The organism is Bacillus sp. FG16 (assembly GCF_057809515.1).
The window spans coordinates 27,480-47,560 of the sequence record NZ_JBMDKC010000041.1 but is presented as its reverse complement, the minus strand read 5'-3'; the positions used below and the strand labels follow the sequence as shown (position 1 = coordinate 47,560).

Genomic DNA, 20,081 nt, shown 5'->3' with positions numbered 1-20,081 from the left:
AATACATAATTATATTATGTAAACTATAAGCAGGATAAGAAAGCAAGAGATTTTAATTTTTATATTTTAGATGTATTTTTACCCGGTAAGTATTCCGGTAATCAACTTGCAACATTTACGGAGGTCATCAAATTTCGAGTAAGTAATGGAGTTGATAACAAAAAAATTAACGTTTGTGTATATGGAAAAATAGAAAGTATGGCGAGTGGGAAATGGATCGAATCATAAGGGGGAATTAAAAATGTTACTAAAAACAATCTACTGTAAGGTGGAAGAAGAGAAAAAAGAATTGTTTTCCAGTGCGCAAGAAAAATGGCGTGATATACAGCACCTAGATGGTTTTCATGGACAATTTGGTGGATGGAATGAAGATGAGGCATGTGTATTTACTTTATGGGAAGATAGAAGTGCATATCAATCATTTATGAATGGTGCTCACGATACAATTTATTTAAATAGTAATCAAGAGGATACGTTTCTTTCATGTGAAATTGAATTATTTCAAACGTTGTATGATATAACTGATATGCATTTGAAAGACGTTGTAGTAGAGGGAGCATTCGTAAGAGTTGCTATATGTGATGTAAAGTTGGAAAAGGAAAAGCATTTTTTACATAAGCAAGAAACAATTTGGAATAAAGGAATGGAAAAAGCAAAAGGAATGCTAGGTGGAGTAGTTGGAAAGTCTTTAAAAAATGAAAATCGTTACATAGTATTAACGTATTGGAAAGATGAAATAGCGCACCAACATTATGTGGAAGAGATTTTCCCAGATTTATATAAATTAGCTAATATTCATGAAGATATAGAAGAGATAAAAGGAAAACAAGCTGTATGTAAGGAAGAATGGCTTGTATATTAAACGATGAAAAAGTGCATAAATGATTGTATAATAACGATATTTTCTTATAAACAAGTAATTAATTGAAGACGTTATATACCCTTTCATGTTAATATATTTAAGTTATAATAGGAGGCTTACCCTTTTGTATTGTACGGTAGAAGCAGTGTGAGCTTGAAATTTTTTTTAGAAAAGGATGTGCCTAATTTGCGTATCAATAAATTTATTAGTGAAGCTGGAAAAGCGTCTCGACGTGGAGCGGATAAACTAATTAATGAGAGAAGAGTAATTATTAACGGTAAGGTTGCAAAAATTGGTGACCAAGTAAATCCAGGTGATGATGTACGAGTAAATGGAGAGCAGCTTCGAATTGCTCGAGATCACGTATATATCGCTTTAAATAAACCAGTAGGTATTACATGTACGAGTGAAAAAGCAGTAAAAGGTAATATTATCGATTTAGTGAATCATCCTTTACGAATTAGTCACATTGGACGTCTTGATAAAGACTCAGACGGTTTAATTTTGTTAACGAATGATGGTGATATCGTTAATGAAATTTTACGTGCTGAAAACAAACATGAGAAAGAATATATCGTTTCAGTAGATAAGCCAATTACTCCTGATTTCTTAGAGAAAATGGCAGCGGGTGTTAAAATTCTAGGTACAAAAACACTTCCTTGTGAGATCACACAGTTATCAAAATATGAGTTCAACATTATTTTAACGCAAGGGCTAAATCGTCAAATTCGCCGTATGTGTGAAGCTTTAGGTTATCAAGTATACACGTTAAAACGTACGAGAATTATGAATATCGAATTGAATAATTTACCAGTTGGACAATGGAGAGATTTATCGAAGAAAGAGAAAAGACGTCTATTTGCAGACTTAAATTACGAACCACAAGATTGGTAAAATTGCGAAGGGAAACCAAAAATCTATTTTTGGTTTCTTTTTTTATTAAAAAAAAATCATTTTTAAACACTTGCAAAAATAAAATGAATAAGATATAGTAAATAACAATTAATGGATGTACTTTTAAAAGCAAAGAAAAGGACACGAGTTATTTTACCCGGTTATACAGAGAAGGAAGGAAAGAAAGCTGAGAACTTCCTAACGCAGAAAAATAACTTACCACCTTAGAGCTGCACTAGGGAAATTAAGTATCTAGTGCCGTGTAAGCGACGTTATCGCAAAAGAAGCCATTATGTTTTTTGTGATGGGAATCTGGGTGGAACCACGGATATAAGCATATTCGTCCCTATATTTAGGGATGAATATGCTTTTTTGCATTCAATTTCATAATAAGCGAAGAAAAGGACACGAGTTATTTTACCCGGTTATACAGAGAGGGAAGGAAAGCTGAGAACTTCCTAACGCAGAAAAATAACTTACCACCTTAGAGCTGCACTGGGGAAATTAAGTATCTAGTGCCGTGTAAACGACGTTACCGTAAAAGAAGCCATTGTATGTTTACAATGGGAATCTGGGTGGAACCACGGGTAAAAGCACACTCGTCCCTATGTTAGGGATGAGTGTGCTTTTTATTATGAAATGGAGAGATGAAAAATGAAAGAGCAAATGATTGAAATTAAATTTCCAGATGGTAGCGTTAAAGAATTTGTAAATGGAGTTACTTTAGAAGAAATTGCGGGATCCATTAGCAGTAGTTTGAAAAAGAAAGCAGTCGCAGGGAAAGTAAATGATGGGTTATATGATTTACGCCGAAATATTGAAGAAAATGCGGAAGTAGAAATCGTTACTATAGATTCAAATGAAGGTGTAGAAATTGCAAGACATTCCGCGGCACATATTTTAGCGCAAGCTGTAAAAAGAATGTATGGTGATATAAATCTTGGGGTGGGGCCTGTTATTGAAAATGGATTTTATTATGATATGGATCTTCCAAGTAGTGTAAACGTAGAAGATTTACGAAAAATCGAAAAAGAAATGAAAAAGATTATAAATGAAAATATAAAGATAGAACGAGTTGAGGTTTCTCGAGAAGAAGCAGCAAAACTGTTTCAAGAAATGAACGATCGCTTGAAATTAGAACTTTTAGAAGCAATTCCTAGTGGGGAAAGTGTAACACTATATAAACAAGGTGAATTTGTAGATTTATGTAGAGGACCACATTTACCATCAACAGGTTATTTGAAAGCATTTCAATTAACTCAAGTTTCTGGGGCATATTGGCGAGGTGATAGTAATAACCAAGTGCTTCAGCGTATATATGGTGTTGCATTCTCTTCCCAAAAAGAATTAGAAGAGTATTTACATTTCGTTGAAGAAGCAGCAAAAAGAAATCATCGTAAGTTAGGCAATGAGCTTGAGTTATTTATGTTTTCTGAAGAGGCTCCGGGAATGCCGTTTTATTTACCGAAAGGACAAATTATTCGTAACGAATTGGAAGCATTTTTAAGAGAAATTCAAAAAGAGTACAATTATCAAGAAGTACGCACTCCGTTCATGATGAACCAAGAAGTATGGGAGAGATCAGGGCACTGGGGACATTATAAAGATAATATGTATTTCTCAGAAGTGGATAATAAAAGTTTTGCATTAAAACCGATGAACTGCCCAGGGCACATGCTTATGTTTAAAAATAAATTGCATTCTTATCGCGAATTACCAATTCGTATGTGTGAATTTGGTCAAGTACATCGCCATGAATTTAGTGGTGCGTTAAACGGATTATTAAGAGTACGTACTTTCTGCCAAGATGATGCACATTTATTTGTAACTCCAAAACAAATTGAAGATGAAATCAAATCCGTAATGGCGCAAATTGATTACGTATATAAAACTTTTGGATTCGAATATGAAGTAGAGCTTTCTACTCGTCCAGAAGATTCAATGGGTGACGATAAATTATGGGAGCAAGCAGAAGCAGCATTAGAAAATGTATTACAATCGCTAAATTATAAATATAGACTAAATGAAGGTGACGGTGCATTTTACGGGCCGAAAATTGATTTTCATATTAAAGATGCTTTAAATAGAAGTCACCAGTGCGGAACAATCCAGCTTGATTTCCAAATGCCAGAGAAATTTGATTTAAATTATATAGATGAAAATAATGATAAGAAAAGACCAGTTGTTATTCACAGGGCAGTTTTAGGGTCATTAGATCGCTTCTTAGCAATATTAATTGAGCACTTTGGAGGTGCGTTCCCGGCATGGGTGGCACCAGTTCAAGTGAAAGTAATTCCAGTTTCAAATGCAGTACATGAACAATATGCCAATGAGATTGCACATAAATTAGCAAAAGTTGGAGTTCGTGTTGAACAGGATGCACGAGATGAAAAATTAGGATATAAAATAAGAGAAGCACAAATGCAAAAAGTACCGTATGTTCTTGTTATTGGGGATAAGGAAATGGAAAATGGAGCTGTAAATGTACGTAAATATGGGGAAGAGAAGTCAGAAGTTGTTGTGCTAGATGTATTTGTGGCAAGTATTGAAGAAGAAATAAAGAATAGAAAATATTGATTGTAAAGAAAACACACTATTAGAAATTAGTGTGTTTTCATTTTTATCTTACAAAAATGTAAGGTAAATGTAAGCGAAATCGAGGGAACGAGTTGTAGAAAAATGAGAATATGAAGTAGGAAATAGGTTCATGTTACGGGTGTAAACCTTATTGAATGAATAATTAAAAAATTCTTAAGAATTTACATGACAAAATAATAAGAAATATGTGAGAAATTAAATTTATACAAAAGGGATGGAGTGAAAGAGATGTCAATGAATGTAGTTACTGTAGAAAGTGTAGAAAAAACGTATGGGAAAAGAAATGAGAATCAGTCAAAAGCGTTAAGGGGCGTATCATTAAATATTAAGGAAGGGGAATTCGTCGGGATTATGGGTCCTTCTGGGTCTGGGAAAACGACACTACTTAATGTGATTAGTACACTGGATCAAGCGACAGGTGGCAGTGTGACAATAGCTGGCACAAATATTACTTCAATGAAGGGGAATGCTTTATCAGATTTTCGATCTCAAAAATTAGGTTTCATTTTTCAAGATTTTAACTTACTAGAAAACTTATCAATTTATGAAAATATCGCTTTGCCACTTTCTTTGCAAGGCGTACCTTCAAGTGAGATTACTGGAAAGGTAAATGAGGTTGCGAAGAAATTAGGGATTACTGAAATTTTAACGAAATATCCAACTGCTGTTTCTGGTGGACAAAAGCAAAGAACAGCGGCAGCTCGAGCTTTAGTACATAATCCAGCAATTGTATTAGCAGATGAACCGACAGGTGCGCTTGATAGTAAAAACGCAAAAAGTTTATTAGAAGCAATGCAAGATTTACATGAAAATCATAATGTAAGTATTTTAATGGTTACACACGATGCATTTAGTGCAAGTTATTGTGAGCGTATTTTATTTATTCAAGATGGTCTTCTTTATAAAGAATTAAATCGTCAAGGCACTCGAGAGAATTTCTATCAAGACATTTTAGGTGTGCTCGCTCATATGGGCTCAGCTGCTGAGTCTAAGTAGGGGGCGAAACTATGTTATTTAAATTATCACGTCATAGTATGAAAAAGATGTTAAAAGATTATATGGTTTTACTTATTGGCCTCGTTATTAGTATTAGTATTTTCTACATGTTCCAAACAATGGCGATGAATAGTGAATTTACGAAAGATAATAGTCTAATTAGTAGTATTAGACTCGTCTTTTGGGTAGGTGCAATACTATTATCTTTCATTACTGTATTTTATATTATATATGCCAACTCTTTCTTGCTCACGTTAAGAAGAAAAGAACTCGGTATGTACATGATGCTTGGTGCGAAAAAGAAAAAAGTAGCACAGTTATTATTTATTGAAACATTCGGTATGGGTATTGTCAGTATTATTATCGGTATTTTAGTAGGGATGTTACTTGCAAGTGTAGCAGGGAATTTTTTAATGAATGGAATGGAAATTTCAGCAAAAGGTAGTTACGCATCTGTATACACACCAGCAATTTTAGTTACAGCTATTTTCTTCTTAATACTATTTTTCATTACTGGCTTAATGAACAGTGTCCGATTGTTACGTAAAACTGAACTAGAGTTAATTCGTGAAGATGAAACACTAGATGAAGTGAAGAAAAGTAAAACTCGCATTATAATAATGACAGTACTTGGTGTATTACTAGTAAGTACAGGGTACTATTTTATGATCAATGTAAAAATATATGCTGAATTAGGTTTTATTATAGCAACCATCGTTACAACACTTGGAACATATTTTATCTTTAGTTCATTACTCCCATTTTTTGTGATGAAAATTAAGGGGAATAAAAAACGAAATGAAACGGGCTTAAATAGTTTTACATATGCACAGCTACGCTTTCGAGTAAATAGTTTATCGAGAGTATTAGGTACTGTAGCGATGTTAATTGCATTAGGCGCAGGTGCGATGACGGCAGGTATGGCTTTCCAAAAAAATGTAGGTATTATGACAGACTTTTCTCGTGTATATGATGTTGTAATTCATGATCCGAATGATCAAGACAAAGCTGCCTTAAAAGAAATGGAAATTGTTGAAGAAAGCAAGTACAAATATAAAGTAGATGGAGAAGCGGTTTATTATTTACGTAACGACTTAACTGCGAAACCACCACTTGTTTCAGACCATTTTGATACAAAAACGTTAAAAGAGCCTGTTCGTAAACGTGTGACTGATCCTTTAACTGAACCTGTATATTCAGCTTTAGAGGCTCCTGAATTAGCAAAATTCCCTCGTATGCCAAAGGATTGGGAAGACGCAGTTGTAAGAGAGATACAAATTACGCATAATCAATTTAGCGGAAAACCAGTAAGAATTGCAGACGAAGAGCATTATAAAGGAATTCAAGGAACAGAACACACTGTAACATTAGCAAAAGTAGATGATATGAAAAAATATAAACCGTTATTGATCGAAATAGACAAGAGACAAAAAGCACAAATTGAAAAAGCAACAGGTGAAAAGGTAGACTTATTTACGAAAATGACAATTTATCAGTTTATGAACAGCTTCATGAGCGGAACAATGTTTATGGGATTCTTCCTCGGAATTGCCTTTTTAGCAATGATGGCAAGTTCACTAATGTTCAAAATATTAACAGGTGCTTCTCGTGACGTACGACGTTATGAAATGTTACGAAAAATCGGCGTAAGACGTAGTATGTTAACGAAAAGTATATATAAAGAAATTTCATATTTATTTATCTTCCCAGCGATCATTGGCATTTCTCACGTTTTAGTAGGGCTTAACTTATTTAGCTTTATATTAGTTGACCCGTTTGTGAAAGTGTGGGTGCCAATAGGAATTTTCTTAGTCATTTATTTCATTTATTACTGGATAACTGTTCAACTTTATAAAGGTATGGTAATGCCGAAAGAAGAGGTAGCTAAATAGTTTATGAAAAGAGTCCTTGTGTTGAGAATAAGGGCTCTTTTTTTTATGTTTTTTATAAAGAAGGAAAAGATTGGATAATGGTCGAAAAAGATAATGTAACTTCCAATAAATGACTGAAATAATACTATTTTGTCGAGAGAAAGGATACGAAGTATGAAAGAAATGCTACAGTTATTTCGCAACAAAGTGTATGCACGTTTTTTTCTAGCAAATATTTTAGAGCGACTCGGTTCTATGATTGCTGGAATTTCTTTAATGTTTTATTTGCTAGATCAATACGGAAAACAACCAGTTTACGCAACGATGACACAAATTATGATTGCATTACCTGCATTAATCTTTTTTCTATTGGTAGGGACAGTAGTGGATCGATTTGATAGACAACGTATATGTACAGTAAGTAACATATGTTGCTCGCTCTGTAATATTGGAATCCTAATTTCGCTTTATTACGGGATGATTATACTTGTCTTTATATTTTTATTTTTGGAAAATGCGTGTATACAATTTTTCTCTCCAGCAGAACAATCGATGATACAGGGAGTAGTTGAATCAGACCAATACGGTGCAGCAGCGGGTATTAATCAAATGGTAAATAGTTTGTATGCTTTGTTTGGTGTAGGAATTGCAACGATGGTGTACTGGACTTTTGGAATTTACGGGAGCATTTTAGTAAATACGCTCACTTTTATTATGAGTGGTATTTTGATTCAAACGATCTCCATTCCAGAAAAAGTTCGTTTACCAAATGGTAGAACAAAATGGAAAGAAGTTAATTTGAAGATGTTAATAACAGAGTTTAAAGAAGGGATTAGGTATATATACCAAAATGAAACTTTAAAAAAATTACTTTTAGGATTTATCGTATTTGGATTATTAAATGGTGTTTTAAGTGTATCCACTACTTACATATTAAAATACAAACTAGCTCCAGAAACGTATGAAAGTTTAGCGATGGTGGGCGGTGTAGTTGGAGGGATTTCATTACTAATTGGAAGCATAGTAGCAACGAGTATAGGTAAGAAATATGCGCCAAAATCTATTATAGTTTTTGGTATGGCAGGCTCAGGAGTCTTCTTTGGTATGTGTTACTTTGTAAATTACGTATGGTCTTTTTATGTATGTATCGCTTTAGCGACATTCTTTTTACCGTTTATTAATGTTGCAATATCAGGATGGATGTATGAAATCGTAGAAGAATCGTTTATGGGGCGTGTTCAAAGTTTGCTAAGTCCATTAACGACAGGGTTTCAATTGTTATCTCTTGGAGCGATAGCTATGTTATTCCCGAAATGGATTGAGGCGGATACTTTGTATATTATTTTATTTGGTTTATTATTTTTTGTTACGTGTCTATACCAAGCTATTTTACCTAGTGGGCAAAAGCGAGTACATGTTGTAGCTAAAGAGATGTGACATATTTAGCTCTTTTTGTTTCTAGATATTCTATCGAATGGTAAGGGGTAATAGTTATGTTCATGCGAACTGCCAAGTGGTGTTGGATTACTTGTTTACAATTATTAGCTGCAATTCTATGTATAATCTGTTTAGGTGCGCTCCCTCGATTATTTAAGGGATTGCAAATTGATTTAATCGGTTTTTGGAACACGATTGTGTTTATTGGGGGAAAGTTACTCCGACCATGGGAAATTACATTTGGATTTCGAGACTCGAGGAAATTATTTCCACAAATATGGATTCATTATAGTGAAACTATGCTTGTATTTCTATCAGCTTTTTTACTATCTTTGCTTATAGCGTATGTACTTGTTGTTTGGGTATTGCAGCGTTCTCATATGAAGCAAAAAATGTGGAATGGAGTTTTTCTTACGCTAGAGAGTATACCGGATATATTACTTATTTTATTATCACAACTTCTTGTCGTAATTGTTTTTCAAAAAACAGGTTTTATGCCAATAAAACTTGCTGGATTAGGAGAAGAGAGAGTACGATTGTTACCGATTATATGTCTTACAATACCAACAACGTTATTATTTATTAAACTATTGTTATTACGTTTTAAAGAAGAAATGGAGAAAGATTATAGTATATTTGCGAAGAGTAAAGGACTAAGTTTGCAGCATATTTTAACACATCACGTTTCAAGGAATGTTTTATTGACAACAATCTACTATGCGAAAACAAACATTTTATTTATGCTATCCAATTTATATATTATCGAATGGATTTTCAATACATATGGAATGTTTGTTTTTGTAAAAGAAAATTCTAAATTAGAAATATTTACAGTGAGTCTAGTTATATTATACGTTCCACTTTTTATACTATTTCGTATATTACATACGCTTTTACAAAATGTTATAAGGGAGCGTGTGTAACATGTGGCAAGTTGTAAAAAGAGATGTGAGATTTTGGATAGGTGTTACTTTTCTGAGTGTACTAATGATTATTAGTATTGGATATACGTTATTTTTCGATGGGAATATTCGTGAACTTACGATGATGTATAACGAAAAAGGAGAACTAGAGGCAGCCCCATTTTCGCCATCAAGTAAATTTTGGTTCGGAAGTGATACGAAAGGCCGTGACCTTGTCCAATTAATAATAGAAGGCGCGAAATGGACAGTTGGAGCGAGTATAATTATAGCAACTTTACGAGTTATAGTTGGAGGAGGGATTGGGTTACTTCTTGGTATGTATGGTAAGCGATCTTTTCCGGTTATCTCATCCTTTTTTGATCCTTTTAGTATTGTACCGATGGTTATGATTTCTTATTTTATGTTAAATGAAGTTTTAACGTTTGATAGTGGAGCGGAAGTTGTGCCGTTGTATTTGCGGGTGACATTTCAAATTATAGTTCTTACATGTCTTGCTGTACCAACAGTTATGTTGTATGTAGCGCAAGAAGTTAAACGTATTAAGAAAGAAGAATTTATGTTGGCAACCACTGTGCTTGGCGGGAGTAAGTGGCAGAGGTTGAAGCGCCATATATGGCCTCATATGTTGCCATCATTTTTTTTATTAGTAGCACAACAATTTGTGAGTACTTTATTACTTCTTTTACACCTTGGTTTGTTGCAATTATTTTTTGGTGGAACAATAACCTTCAGTGGAATGGATCCAGATAGTGTAACAAAAGAATGGACCGGCCTAATTGGTCAAAACTTCCGCCACTTAACTACTCATACATGGATTGTACTTATACCGATTGCTTTTTATAGTATGACAATTTTAGCTGGAAACTTAATTAGTAATAGTATGCAAGATGCGATTAAGTTAGGAAATGTGAGAAGGACAGAGAGGGAGAATAAAGAATTACAAGTAGAGAAACAAGTACAACCAACTATGAATGACTTTTCTTTTTATAGGGAGATACAAAAGTAAAGAAAGATAGCTGAAGACAAATCGTTTTCAGCTATCTTTTTTCGTTTATAGTGGAGGTAAATCAATCTTACCTTCTTCAAATAATTCTTTTATCATATGCTTCGTATAACCAGCGGCTTGACCAAATGTGATTTTTGCTGGCATTGGTGCTTCGTTAGCATCTACATCAATAATACACGGTTTATTTTGTTTTACTGCATTTTCGAAAGCGGGAAGTAGTTCATCTAAATTCTCAACACGGTATCCAATACCTCCACACGCCTCTGCATATTTTGCAAAATCAGGGTTCGTTAAGTCTGTTTCGAATTCGATATTACCCATAACTTCTTGCTCGAATTTAATCATCGCGATTTTATTATTATTTAATACGACGACAACGATTGGTAGTTTATATTTTACAGCTGTTACGAAATCATTCATCGTCATTCCAAATCCGCCATCACCACAAACTGCAAATACTTGTTTATCCGGGAATGCAATTTTTCCAGCAAGGGCACCAGGTAAACCGCAACCAAGTGTTGCGAGCCAGCTTGAAATGACAAATTGCTGGTTTGTCATACGGAAGTGTCTTGCGGTCCATACTGTTACATTTCCGACATCGACTGATAGAATTGCGTCATCATGTGCTACTTGCTGCAGAGCGTGCATAACGCGTTGTGGTTTAATTGGAATAGAAGAGTCTTCTTCTTGATCGTGTAATTTTTCTTCCCACTTTTTCATCATTTCTTGATGATGTTCTAAGAAGGAATGGTCTGTGTTTTTTTCAACATTTTCAATTAACCATCGCAATGTTTTATCAGCATCACCAGCTAAGCCAATATCTGTTGCATAACGTTTCCCGATTTGGGCAGGATCTGTATCGATATGGATTGTTTTAGCTTTTTCAGGTAAGAAACCAGTGAACGGATAAGAAGTACCAACCATAATTAAAGTATCCGCATGTTTCATTGCTTCATAAGAAGGTTTCGTTCCGATTAATCCTAATCCACCGATACAAAGAGGATGCTCATCAGGAATAATTCCTTTAGCAGGTAATGTAAGTACGATTGGAGCACCAATATGTTCTGCCAATGCAAGTAAAGATTCTCTCGCATGTTTTGTTCCTTTTCCTGCTAAAATCACAGGCTTTTTCGCTTCATTTATTGCGAGTTTTGCTCCATCTAAATCTTCTTTTTGTGGAAACAACTCAGGTAAAGTAAAAGAAGTATTTGTAATACGAGCACCATTTTTCACTTCGAATTTCGGGACATCATCAGGAATCGTAAGAACGGATACACCTTTTTTCGTATAAGCCATTCGAATCGCTTGATTTACGACAGCAGGTAGTTGTTCTGCTGACATAATGCGCTGGTTATAAACCGCGACATCATCGAACATTCTTTCCAAGTTTACTTCTTGGAAAAAATCCGTTCCGAGTAAATCGGTTTCTACTTGACCTGAAATTGCTAGTACAGGAGCTTTATCGAGTTTCGCATCATATAAACCGTTTAATAAATGAATAGCTCCAGGTCCTGCGATTGCCATGCAAACGCCGAGTTTTCCTGTTAACTTAGCATAGGCAGCTGCTGCTAATGCACCAGCCTCTTCATGGCGAACTTGAATGAATTTAATTTTATCTTGTTTTTTTCTTAATGCTTCAATAATAGAATTGATGGAATCACCAGGCATACCGTATATATGTTCTACTCCCCAGTCAATTAATAAATCAACTAATGCTTCACCGGCTGTTTTTCCAAACATAATTGTTCCTCCTTATAATAGGTAGATAACATTATGTTTTGGATAAAAAGGAAAAATATACAAATAAGAAAATTTATCTGGTTATTTGTGATCTAAGAATCAGTTTGGGAGGCACAAAATTTTCACTTTAGCAACTTTAATGATGACCAGCGAATAAAGTGAACAATGTTATTAGTAAAAAACCACTAGTTGCCCACATTAGAAATGTAAGGAAAGAGAGCTGTTTCTTAGCTTTCCAAAGCATTCCATGAATTGTGACATATCCAAGTGAACCAATAGCACTTCCCATAATGAGGCCTTGCAGGTGAAGAGCTTTTCCTTCCATCAAAATGCCAAAAACTGTGCCAGTACCAAGAATAAGAGAAAGTAATAAAGTCGTTAATAAAAAGGAAATATATTTATGCTTTGTAAAGAGAAAGGGGATAATTAATGCTAAGCCTTCTGGAATATGGTGAATTACAATTGCAAGTAAGAAAGGAATGGCAGAATCATTATGATTTATAAAAGCTGTACCTAATGCAAATCCACTCGGCAAATTATGAATAAATATAGCGAAAGAGAGAAAAAGGAAAGTTTGCCATGCTTGTTGATCTTTTTTATGTATCGTTGGATGATGACAATAGTTATCTAATAAGCTCATAACTAAAATACCGATGGCTATACCAAGTATAGGCCCAATCATTTCGTAGCTTGAAAATGTTTCAGGAATAATTTCAAGGGATAAAAGCCCAAGCAAAATACCGCCACATAATGCATATAAACGATGCATTTTTTCTTCAATGAGTTGGCGTGTTGCTACTCCAACAGCACCTCCTAATAGTAATCCACCGAACGAAAAAAATGTTACAATCATTGGGATCCATAAACGTTCCATAGTATCACACTCCGATTCTATTCCCTTATTTTTAGCTTACGAAAAGGAAAGTTAGATTAGTCCAAGTAATTGTGTTTGATTATAGAGAAAAAAGTAGTGATTCGTTATAATTTATATATTAAATTTAAGTGAGAAAATGAAAAGGGGAATTGGTTATGCAACAAATTAAAAAAATAGGAAACTCATTTTGGTATATGACACCTGTTTCTGAAACAGATAGACCTATATTAGGAATGGTTGTTGGACAAGAAAAAACTTTAATGATCGATGCAGGGAATTCAGAGGAGCATGCACAATTATTTTTAGAAATGTTAAAAGAACAAAATGTATCGAATCCAGATTTCGTAGCACTAACCCATTGGCATTGGGATCATATTTTTGGATTGCCTGTACTACAAGATGCATTGTCTATGGCACATTCTGAAACGAAAAAAGAGATGAGTACACTTGTTTCTTATGAATGGACAGATGAAGCTTTGGACGCACGCGTAAAAGAGGGTACTGAAATTGCATTTTGTGCGGATTGCATCAAAAAAGAGTTTGAAGAAAAAGCGAGAAATATTAAAATCATTCCTCCAACTTTAACGTTCCAGGATCAAATTGAATTAGACCTTGGTGAAGTGACATGCGTGTTAAAACATGTGGGTGGAGATCATGCACATGATTCAGTTGTTATTTACGTGAAAGAAGAAAAGATATTATTTTTAGGAGACTGTATATATGCAGATATTTTTTCTTCGAAGTGGAACTATACGACGAAAAGAACGTTTAAATTGATAGATGAATTAGAGAAATTTGATGCTGAGACATATATTCTCTCTCATGGGGAAGCGATAAATCGAGAGGAGTTTTTACAAGAGATTCGTATGTTAAAAACAGTAGGAACTTATACAGAAGCTCATAAAGGTGATGAAGAGAAGATAAAGGCAGCGTATAAACAAGAACTAGATAGAGAATTAAATGAAGATGAGTTAGAAACAATAACTTATTTTGTCAATGGTTATGAAATGAATAATCAATAAGACACTACATTAATCCAATATAATTAAATTGCACAAAAAGAGTATTGAAATTTAATTCAATACTCTTTTCAATAGTTAAATATGTAGTTTCAACCAAATTCTAAATATAGGGGTTCATCGTCTGAAGTGATTTTATTCTATTTATTTTTCGTATAGATAGTGGTTCAAGTAGAAGCTTTCTTTGCTAATTCAGTAATATATTCAAAGAATACATCACGTTTTACATCATAAACGACATTTACAGGTCGTCCATCAGCAGTTTCCTCTGTACGCCCCTGGCTAGGTCCATATGTATGAACAATACTATTAATCGTTTCAGTTTTTGCAAGGCTAGTGTTTCCGACAAGCGCGGTAGTTAGTACATCCCATAAATAGTAGGTAGAGTTCGTTGAGAAGTGAACGAGAGGGGGGACCATTGCATAACATTGACCAAGGAAATCAACACCAATATACTTTCTCTCTTTTGCCCACTGTTCACGTATGTCTATAGTTAACGGAACTTGGTTTGTACTTTCTAGTGTCACTAAGTCGATTTTAATTTTTGCATCCCATACACGAGCTACTGCTTCAGGGTCCCAAAACGAATTCCACTCAGCTGTTCCATCATGCTCTGGTTCATGTACATTGCCTGCTGTAAGAAATGTACCACCCATCCAAACGAGACGTTCAATTTTATCTTCAATTATGGGAGCTTCATATAATGCACGAGCAAGGTCAGTTAGGGGCCCGGTAAATAATAAAGTTGTTTTTCCTTCCGTTTGTAGAAGCGTTTCTATTAAATGGTGATGTGCAGGCTTTGCTGCTACAGGTGTTACAACTTTTCCAGCCTCATTTAAAATTGGTAAAGCATCTACATAAAATGCATGCATCCGCCAGTCTTTCGGAAACGGATTTTGCCCACGAGAGTTTGAAGCGGCTACTGCAATATTACCTTCGCCGAAGCGATCAATAATTTTACGACTTGCAGACATTGCAGGTTCTAAATAGCAGTCTGCTGGGATAACAGATACACCGGTAAGTTCAACGTTTTCCATTTGAAGTAATAAAAATAATGAAATTAAATCATCTACGCCGCCATCATGATTGAAGTATACTTTTTTCTTCATTGTAATCTCCATCCTATATAATTTAGTTAGAAATTAAATATGAATTGAGGAAAAGTCATCAATAATTTCCACCACTTCAATTTCTCCATTAATCAGTAGCTCAGGAAGCTCATTTCTAATATTTCCTTTCCAATACTCTCTAGCTTGTTGGATTTTTTGAGAAAAAGGAATACCATCTTCTTTCGGTAAAAGATTACCGTCACCTTCAAAAGAACTTCCGATTACTCGTAGTTTAACAATCTGTAAAACTTCTCGATTGTAAGAATCAAATAATGCTTTCCATTTTAAAGCATCTTCGTAGCTTTTTGAAGCGTATAAACAAGATAACCTGGAAGGGTATTCAGGGAATTCTTGTAGTCTAACCATTTCTACAATTGTTTCTCTAACTGCTCTAATTGTTTGATCCATATAACTCATAACTACTGTAGCATTTTCATTATTTATATGTAATTCGTCATTTTTATAGTGATTATTTAAAATTTGTATGCCATCTTCACCATTAGCATTTAATTGTTCTCTTTCAAAAAAGAAGTGATATAGAGTATTTTGTTGATTTTTGTTAAAAGGAATCATTTGTCCGATATGCATTTTTTTCCTTGTTACGATGTGATATGCGTAAAATTCTGCTTCATTCATGGTTATCCTCCTAGTAATAATGTAATGCAATGTTAAATTTAGTAATTCAACATTGAAATATATAAAACCTTTATAAGTAAAAGTGAGAATTTGAGTTGAAAGTAAAGAAAATATATGAAAACGTTTTAAATTTGTTCACAAAATGTTCACTTACGAAGGGGTTTCCAATGTCGATATAATGACAAAGACTCAAAGAGAAAGGATGATGAAATTTGCCAACAACAAGAAAGGAAAACCTCCAATTTGGCATGATGATGTGCCTTGGAATGGTTATCGTAATGACGTTTTACAATTTACTAATGAATGAAACAGGAGGATCAATTTATATTAAAGAGATTGCATTAGAACTATTAATTGGCTTTATTATTGCGCTATTAATTGAAATATGTATCGTTGGACCTTGTGCGAAAAAAATTGTATTCATGTTGCCATTTGATAAATCTAAGAAAACAAATATTATCGTTGCAATGGCGACAACTATGGTAATCGGAATGGTGTTCTTTATGTCATTTTTCGGTATGGCTATGATGCATTTACATGGTGGACTACAAGGAGATTCATTTGTTTCAATTTATTTTTCGATTTTTATTAAAAATTTCATAATGGCATATCCATTACAATTAATTATTATGGGACCGCTTGTACGTTTCTTATTTGCAAAGTTTGTTATGAAAAAGAAATCTTTTAATGTAGCGTAATTTTCATTTATAAAACATTATATATAAATAATGAAAAGCACATCTCGCATTTTTGAGGTGTGTTTTTTTTCATTCCAAGTTATTTTCATAGTGATGTGACATTTGTCCTTTTGCCATTATAGGATGATGGTTTTTAATTAAGTCAGAAATAAAGGATGAGGAGATGATTTTTTGAAAGGTATTCTATTTGCTGTTTTTGCGGGGATATTTATAACGCTTCAAGGAACCTTTAATGCGAAACTTAGTTCACATATCGGTATATGGTCGACGAGTATTATAACCCATTTAATTGGATTCATTATTGCAACAACTGTATTTTTGTTAAAGAAAGAAGAGAAAGTAACAGATTTAAAGAGTGTAAAAAAAGTATATTTAGTAGCGGGTGCATTTGGTGGATTCATTATTTGTGCAGAAACTATGGCGATATATTCACTAGGAGTTACATTGACAGCTGGCACACTAATGGTTGCTCAATTGTTAACGGCAACAGTTATTGAAATGAAAGGACTGTTTCATATAAAAAAGATACAGATGGAGAGATATCATATTGTGGGAACAATAGTAATGATTATAGGTATTGTTGTATTTAATATGTAAATGAAAGGAGAAATGCATATGGAGGATAGATCAGGTTTAATTACGCATTATTTGAAAACCAATAAAACGCTTGAGATTTTTTCAGAAATAGATACATCTTATTTTCAATTAAATCACTTTGAAAAAGGCGAGCTTATTTGCAATATAGATGACGAAATGAATCGTTTATATTTTGTTGTTAAAGGTAAAGTAAAAGTTTACACGATTACACCTGAAGGGAAGAAACTAATCCTTCGCTTTATCAATCCACTCGCAATTGTTGGTGATATTGAATTAATTCAAAATAGCAAAGCACATAATGTCGTTGAAGCTTGTTCAGATGTTGTAGCAATTTCCATTTCTAATACGGTTATTAGAAACAAGTTATTACATGATCCTATATTTATGAAGTTCTTACTTGAAAACATTGCGAACACGTTAAAAATATCGACTCGTTTTACTGCTCTTAATTTACTTTATCCTGTAGAAGTACGTGTAGCTAGTTATTTACTTTCAATTTCAACAGATAGTAACGGGAATATGTACAAAGGGGATTTGGATGCGACTTCGGTAACGAGTATTGCGGATTTTATAGGGGTAAGTTATAGGCACGTAATTCGGGTATTACAAAGATTTTATAATGAAAAATTAATTGAAAAGAGTAATGGAGTTATTGTAATTAAAGATTTTTCTAGAATGAAGGAAGTCGCTAAAGATAATATATATGAGCAATGAAAGGGAGAGGAAGATTTTGATTGGATTTAGTTTAGCTATATTAGCAGGAATATTAATTAGCTTACAATCTGTTTTTAATGCAAAAGTAAATGAAAATGTAGGACAGTGGTTAACGACTACATGTGTCCTTGGAATAGGTCTCATTAGTTCTATTTTATTTTATATCATTACAGAAAACAGTATTAACATTAAAGTGTATACTACAAATTATTTGTTTTATGTAAGTGGACTGTTTGGCATTGGATTAATTATTTGTATATTGGGTGCAATAAAGAGTTTAGGTCCAGCGTATACGGTGCTAATTAGTCTTATTACTCAATTGGTCGTTGCATTATGCATTGATACATTCGGATTATTTGGAATGGAGAGCATGCCATTACAAATAAATAAATTAGTTGGTATAGGCTTATTAATTGTGGGAGTAGGGATTTTTAAAAATCTATTTTCGAATAAGAAAGCTATTCATATAAGAAAGGATAGGGTTTAAAGAATTTAAAGGTAAAAGCTGTTAATGGTCAGAACATATACATTTAAATAGTAGTAAGTGATTCAATATATGTTGCAAGATGGTGTACATGATTTGAAAATCGATGAGATTCAACATTTTAGCTCCCACGTAAAGCGCATGCAAGATTTTATCCCGCATTAACGGGCAGTAAGACCCCCACCTGAAAATTCAGCGAAAGCAAAGAAGTTAGGTGGGGAGCGGGCTGCCCGTAAAAACCCGATTGGTGAGGGCTGATAATCAGTGGGGGATGAACAAAACCCCTACTGATTAAAGTTTCACTTTATAAAATTTTTCGGCTATCCAATAACAAAAGAGAATTCTAGAATCGCACAAGGATAGAGGTGTGTAAAAACGAATAGGTTTATAGAATGAAAAGGGAGATTCCTTGTGAGATTAAATTTTTGATTTTGAAGTAATTCAAAATCTTAGCCAGATGCCTATGTAGCGGTACCTCATAATAAAAAGGCAGGAACATATCAATTATGTTTCTGCCTTTGATTTTATTAAGATTAACATTTATGACCTAAGTATAAATGTATTGAGCTCTTCTTTATTTATTATTTTTTGAACCGTAAATGAACAAACTTCAACATTTTTATTAAGTTTACAATTCTCATCATTTGTTATATAATTAAATAAATAATTAGGGTGAAATGTACACTGTTAGGAGTGAACAATTATGGTGAAAGCAAGGGAATTAGCCTTCTAAAATAAAAAGAAAATTTTAGGAGGCTATTAGAATGAAGTTTCATGTAATTGATAGAGAAGATTGGAATAGAGAGCAGTATTTTGAGCATTATTTAAAGTTGAAATGTACATTTAGTATGACTGTGAATGTTGATATCACGATGTTATTAGAGGAAGTATATCAAAAGGGAATAAAATTTTATCCCGTTTTTATATATTTAATTTCTAGAATAGTAAATAATCATAAAAAATTTCGAACATGTTTTAACGATGAAGGAGTTTTAGGCTATTGGGAGGAAATGATACCGAGTTATACAATCTTTCATAAAGATGATAAGTCTTTTTCAAGTATATGGACGGATTATTCAAGTTATTTCCGCACTTTCTATAAAAATTATGAAGACGATATGAGATGCTATGCTAGTGTTCATGGTCTTTTCACAAAAGAAAATATTCCGCCTAATGTATTTCCGATTTCTAGCATACCTTGGACTAGTTTTACTGGATTTAATCTTAACATTAATAATGATGAAAATTTTCTATTGCCAATTATAACTTGTGGGAAATATTTTAACGAAGGAAACAAGGTTATGCTACCAGTTTCATTGCAAGTACATCATTCGGTTTGTGATGGATATGATGCGAGTAAATTTATAGAAGATTTACAGCAGTTAAGTAATACTTGCAACGATTGGCTTAAGTAATATCTAATTTTTAATTATATAAAGTGAAACTTTAATCAGTCCTCATCAATCGGGCTTTTACGGGCAATTGATCCCCCACCTAACTTCTTTGCTTTCGCTGAATTTTGAGGTGGGGGTCTTACTGCCCGGCAAATAGCGGGATAAAATTGAAAATGAATAAAAGAAGAGAACATGTTTATATTACATGGTCTCTTTTTATTATTCATTA

At 33.6% G+C, this 20,081-nt stretch carries 18 protein-coding genes and 2 other annotated features; of the genes, 14 read left to right on the top strand and 4 right to left on the bottom strand.

The features are described 5' to 3' along the window. The first annotated feature begins 241 nt into the window (after positions 1-241). From ACODS7_RS16405 to ACODS7_RS16370, 8 genes are all read left to right on the top strand, one after another. Positions 242-862 carry a YdbC family protein gene (locus tag ACODS7_RS16405; protein ID WP_016081706.1) on the top strand — a complete coding sequence of 207 codons (621 nt, stop codon included), beginning with the start codon at positions 242-244 and terminating at the stop codon, positions 860-862. 186 nt (positions 863-1,048) lie between these two features. Continuing rightward, positions 1,049-1,756 carry a pseudouridine synthase gene (locus ACODS7_RS16400; RefSeq protein ID WP_029442257.1) on the top strand — a complete coding sequence of 236 codons (708 nt, stop codon included), beginning with the start codon at positions 1,049-1,051 and terminating at the stop codon, positions 1,754-1,756. 123 nt (positions 1,757-1,879) lie between these two features. Beyond that, positions 1,880-2,107 (top strand) — a binding site (T-box leader). 36 nt (positions 2,108-2,143) lie between these two features. Beyond that, positions 2,144-2,366: a binding site (T-box leader), on the top strand. Positions 2,367-2,410: 44 nt separating this feature from the next. Continuing rightward, positions 2,411-4,333, top strand: coding sequence for a threonine--tRNA ligase (gene thrS / locus ACODS7_RS16395; protein ID WP_043938687.1), 1,923 nt, complete (start codon positions 2,411-2,413; stop codon positions 4,331-4,333). Positions 4,334-4,582: 249 nt separating this feature from the next. After that, complete coding sequence (locus tag ACODS7_RS16390) at positions 4,583-5,350, top strand: ABC transporter ATP-binding protein (protein WP_029442259.1); 768 nt, start codon at positions 4,583-4,585, stop codon at positions 5,348-5,350. A gap of 11 nt (positions 5,351-5,361) precedes the next feature. Continuing rightward, positions 5,362-7,242 (top strand): FtsX-like permease family protein, encoded by a 1,881-nt coding sequence (locus tag ACODS7_RS16385; RefSeq protein ID WP_029442260.1) that lies wholly within the window; start codon positions 5,362-5,364, stop codon positions 7,240-7,242. Between the two features lie 144 nt (positions 7,243-7,386). Then, positions 7,387-8,658: an MFS transporter gene (locus ACODS7_RS16380; protein WP_254907413.1), complete on the top strand. Its 1,272-nt coding sequence runs from the start codon at positions 7,387-7,389 to the stop codon at positions 8,656-8,658. 56 nt (positions 8,659-8,714) lie between these two features. Next, positions 8,715-9,581 (top strand): ABC transporter permease subunit, encoded by an 867-nt coding sequence (locus tag ACODS7_RS16375; protein WP_016081701.1) that lies wholly within the window; start codon positions 8,715-8,717, stop codon positions 9,579-9,581. 1 nt (position 9,582) lies between these two features. Beyond that, positions 9,583-10,587: an ABC transporter permease subunit gene (locus tag ACODS7_RS16370; RefSeq protein WP_098139199.1), complete on the top strand. Its 1,005-nt coding sequence runs from the start codon at positions 9,583-9,585 to the stop codon at positions 10,585-10,587. 45 nt (positions 10,588-10,632) lie between these two features. On the opposite strand, the gene ACODS7_RS16365 is transcribed toward ACODS7_RS16370, so the two are convergent. Both ACODS7_RS16365 and ACODS7_RS16360 read right to left on the bottom strand, forming a co-directional pair. Further along, on the bottom strand, positions 10,633-12,327 hold the full coding sequence (locus ACODS7_RS16365) for a pyruvate oxidase (protein ID WP_243168106.1): 1,695 nt from the start codon (positions 12,325-12,327) through the stop codon (positions 10,633-10,635). A 136-nt stretch (positions 12,328-12,463) separates the two neighbouring features. Further along, positions 12,464-13,201 (bottom strand): ZIP family metal transporter, encoded by a 738-nt coding sequence (locus ACODS7_RS16360; protein ID WP_243168105.1) that lies wholly within the window; start codon positions 13,199-13,201, stop codon positions 12,464-12,466. Positions 13,202-13,356: 155 nt separating this feature from the next. Here ACODS7_RS16360 and ACODS7_RS16355 point away from each other — a divergent pair, with 155 nt between their 5' ends. Beyond that, the gene (locus tag ACODS7_RS16355; protein WP_098139203.1) at positions 13,357-14,223 is read left to right on the top strand and encodes an MBL fold metallo-hydrolase; all 867 of its coding nucleotides are present in this window, start codon (positions 13,357-13,359) and stop codon (positions 14,221-14,223) included. Positions 14,224-14,387: 164 nt separating this feature from the next. Here ACODS7_RS16355 and ACODS7_RS16350 read toward each other — a convergent pair whose 3' ends face one another. Together ACODS7_RS16350 and ACODS7_RS16345 are read right to left on the bottom strand one after the other, a co-directional pair. Further along, entirely contained in the window at positions 14,388-15,341 is a 954-nt protein-coding gene (locus ACODS7_RS16350; protein ID WP_080681762.1) for a nucleoside hydrolase, read from the bottom strand. Between the two features lie 21 nt (positions 15,342-15,362). Then, the gene (locus ACODS7_RS16345) at positions 15,363-15,965 is read right to left on the bottom strand and encodes a DUF2441 domain-containing protein (protein ID WP_029442265.1); all 603 of its coding nucleotides are present in this window, start codon (positions 15,963-15,965) and stop codon (positions 15,363-15,365) included. A 212-nt stretch (positions 15,966-16,177) separates the two neighbouring features. Between ACODS7_RS16345 and ACODS7_RS16340 the strand changes: the two genes are divergently transcribed. The 5 genes from ACODS7_RS16340 to catA all read left to right on the top strand — a co-directional run bounded on the left by ACODS7_RS16340 (position 16,178) and on the right by catA (position 19,873). After that, positions 16,178-16,663, top strand: coding sequence for a DUF2798 domain-containing protein (locus tag ACODS7_RS16340; RefSeq protein WP_029442266.1), 486 nt, complete (start codon positions 16,178-16,180; stop codon positions 16,661-16,663). Between the two features lie 171 nt (positions 16,664-16,834). Next, the gene (locus tag ACODS7_RS16335; RefSeq protein ID WP_016081693.1) at positions 16,835-17,260 is read left to right on the top strand and encodes a DMT family transporter; all 426 of its coding nucleotides are present in this window, start codon (positions 16,835-16,837) and stop codon (positions 17,258-17,260) included. An 18-nt stretch (positions 17,261-17,278) separates the two neighbouring features. Next, positions 17,279-17,974 (top strand): Crp/Fnr family transcriptional regulator, encoded by a 696-nt coding sequence (locus tag ACODS7_RS16330; protein WP_029442267.1) that lies wholly within the window; start codon positions 17,279-17,281, stop codon positions 17,972-17,974. A gap of 16 nt (positions 17,975-17,990) precedes the next feature. Beyond that, on the top strand, positions 17,991-18,461 hold the full coding sequence (locus ACODS7_RS16325; RefSeq protein WP_029442268.1) for a DMT family transporter: 471 nt from the start codon (positions 17,991-17,993) through the stop codon (positions 18,459-18,461). A 761-nt stretch (positions 18,462-19,222) separates the two neighbouring features. After that, on the top strand, positions 19,223-19,873 hold the full coding sequence (catA, locus tag ACODS7_RS16320; protein ID WP_016081684.1) for a type A chloramphenicol O-acetyltransferase: 651 nt from the start codon (positions 19,223-19,225) through the stop codon (positions 19,871-19,873). The last annotated feature ends 208 nt before the right edge of the window (positions 19,874-20,081 follow it).

What these genes read in the sequence shown, in the direction of transcription:
- ACODS7_RS16405 (WP_016081706.1), top strand. Translation starts at nt 242, where the DNA reads ATGTTACTAAAAACAATCTACTGTAAGGTGGAAGAAGAGAAAAAAGAA.
- thrS (WP_043938687.1), top strand. Translation starts at nt 2,411, where the DNA reads ATGAAAGAGCAAATGATTGAAATTAAATTTCCAGATGGTAGCGTTAAA.
- ACODS7_RS16390 (WP_029442259.1), top strand. Translation starts at nt 4,583, where the DNA reads ATGTCAATGAATGTAGTTACTGTAGAAAGTGTAGAAAAAACGTATGGG.
- ACODS7_RS16385 (WP_029442260.1), top strand. Translation starts at nt 5,362, where the DNA reads ATGTTATTTAAATTATCACGTCATAGTATGAAAAAGATGTTAAAAGAT.
- ACODS7_RS16375 (WP_016081701.1), top strand. Translation starts at nt 8,715, where the DNA reads ATGTTCATGCGAACTGCCAAGTGGTGTTGGATTACTTGTTTACAATTA.
- ACODS7_RS16370 (WP_098139199.1), top strand. Translation starts at nt 9,583, where the DNA reads ATGTGGCAAGTTGTAAAAAGAGATGTGAGATTTTGGATAGGTGTTACT.
- ACODS7_RS16365 (WP_243168106.1), bottom strand. Translation starts at nt 12,327, where the DNA reads ATGTTTGGAAAAACAGCCGGTGAAGCATTAGTTGATTTATTAATTGAC.
- ACODS7_RS16360 (WP_243168105.1), bottom strand. Translation starts at nt 13,201, where the DNA reads ATGGAACGTTTATGGATCCCAATGATTGTAACATTTTTTTCGTTCGGT.
- ACODS7_RS16355 (WP_098139203.1), top strand. Translation starts at nt 13,357, where the DNA reads ATGCAACAAATTAAAAAAATAGGAAACTCATTTTGGTATATGACACCT.
- ACODS7_RS16350 (WP_080681762.1), bottom strand. Translation starts at nt 15,341, where the DNA reads ATGGAGATTACAATGAAGAAAAAAGTATACTTCAATCATGATGGCGGC.
- ACODS7_RS16345 (WP_029442265.1), bottom strand. Translation starts at nt 15,965, where the DNA reads ATGAATGAAGCAGAATTTTACGCATATCACATCGTAACAAGGAAAAAA.
- ACODS7_RS16330 (WP_029442267.1), top strand. Translation starts at nt 17,279, where the DNA reads ATGGAGGATAGATCAGGTTTAATTACGCATTATTTGAAAACCAATAAA.
- catA (WP_016081684.1), top strand. Translation starts at nt 19,223, where the DNA reads ATGAAGTTTCATGTAATTGATAGAGAAGATTGGAATAGAGAGCAGTAT.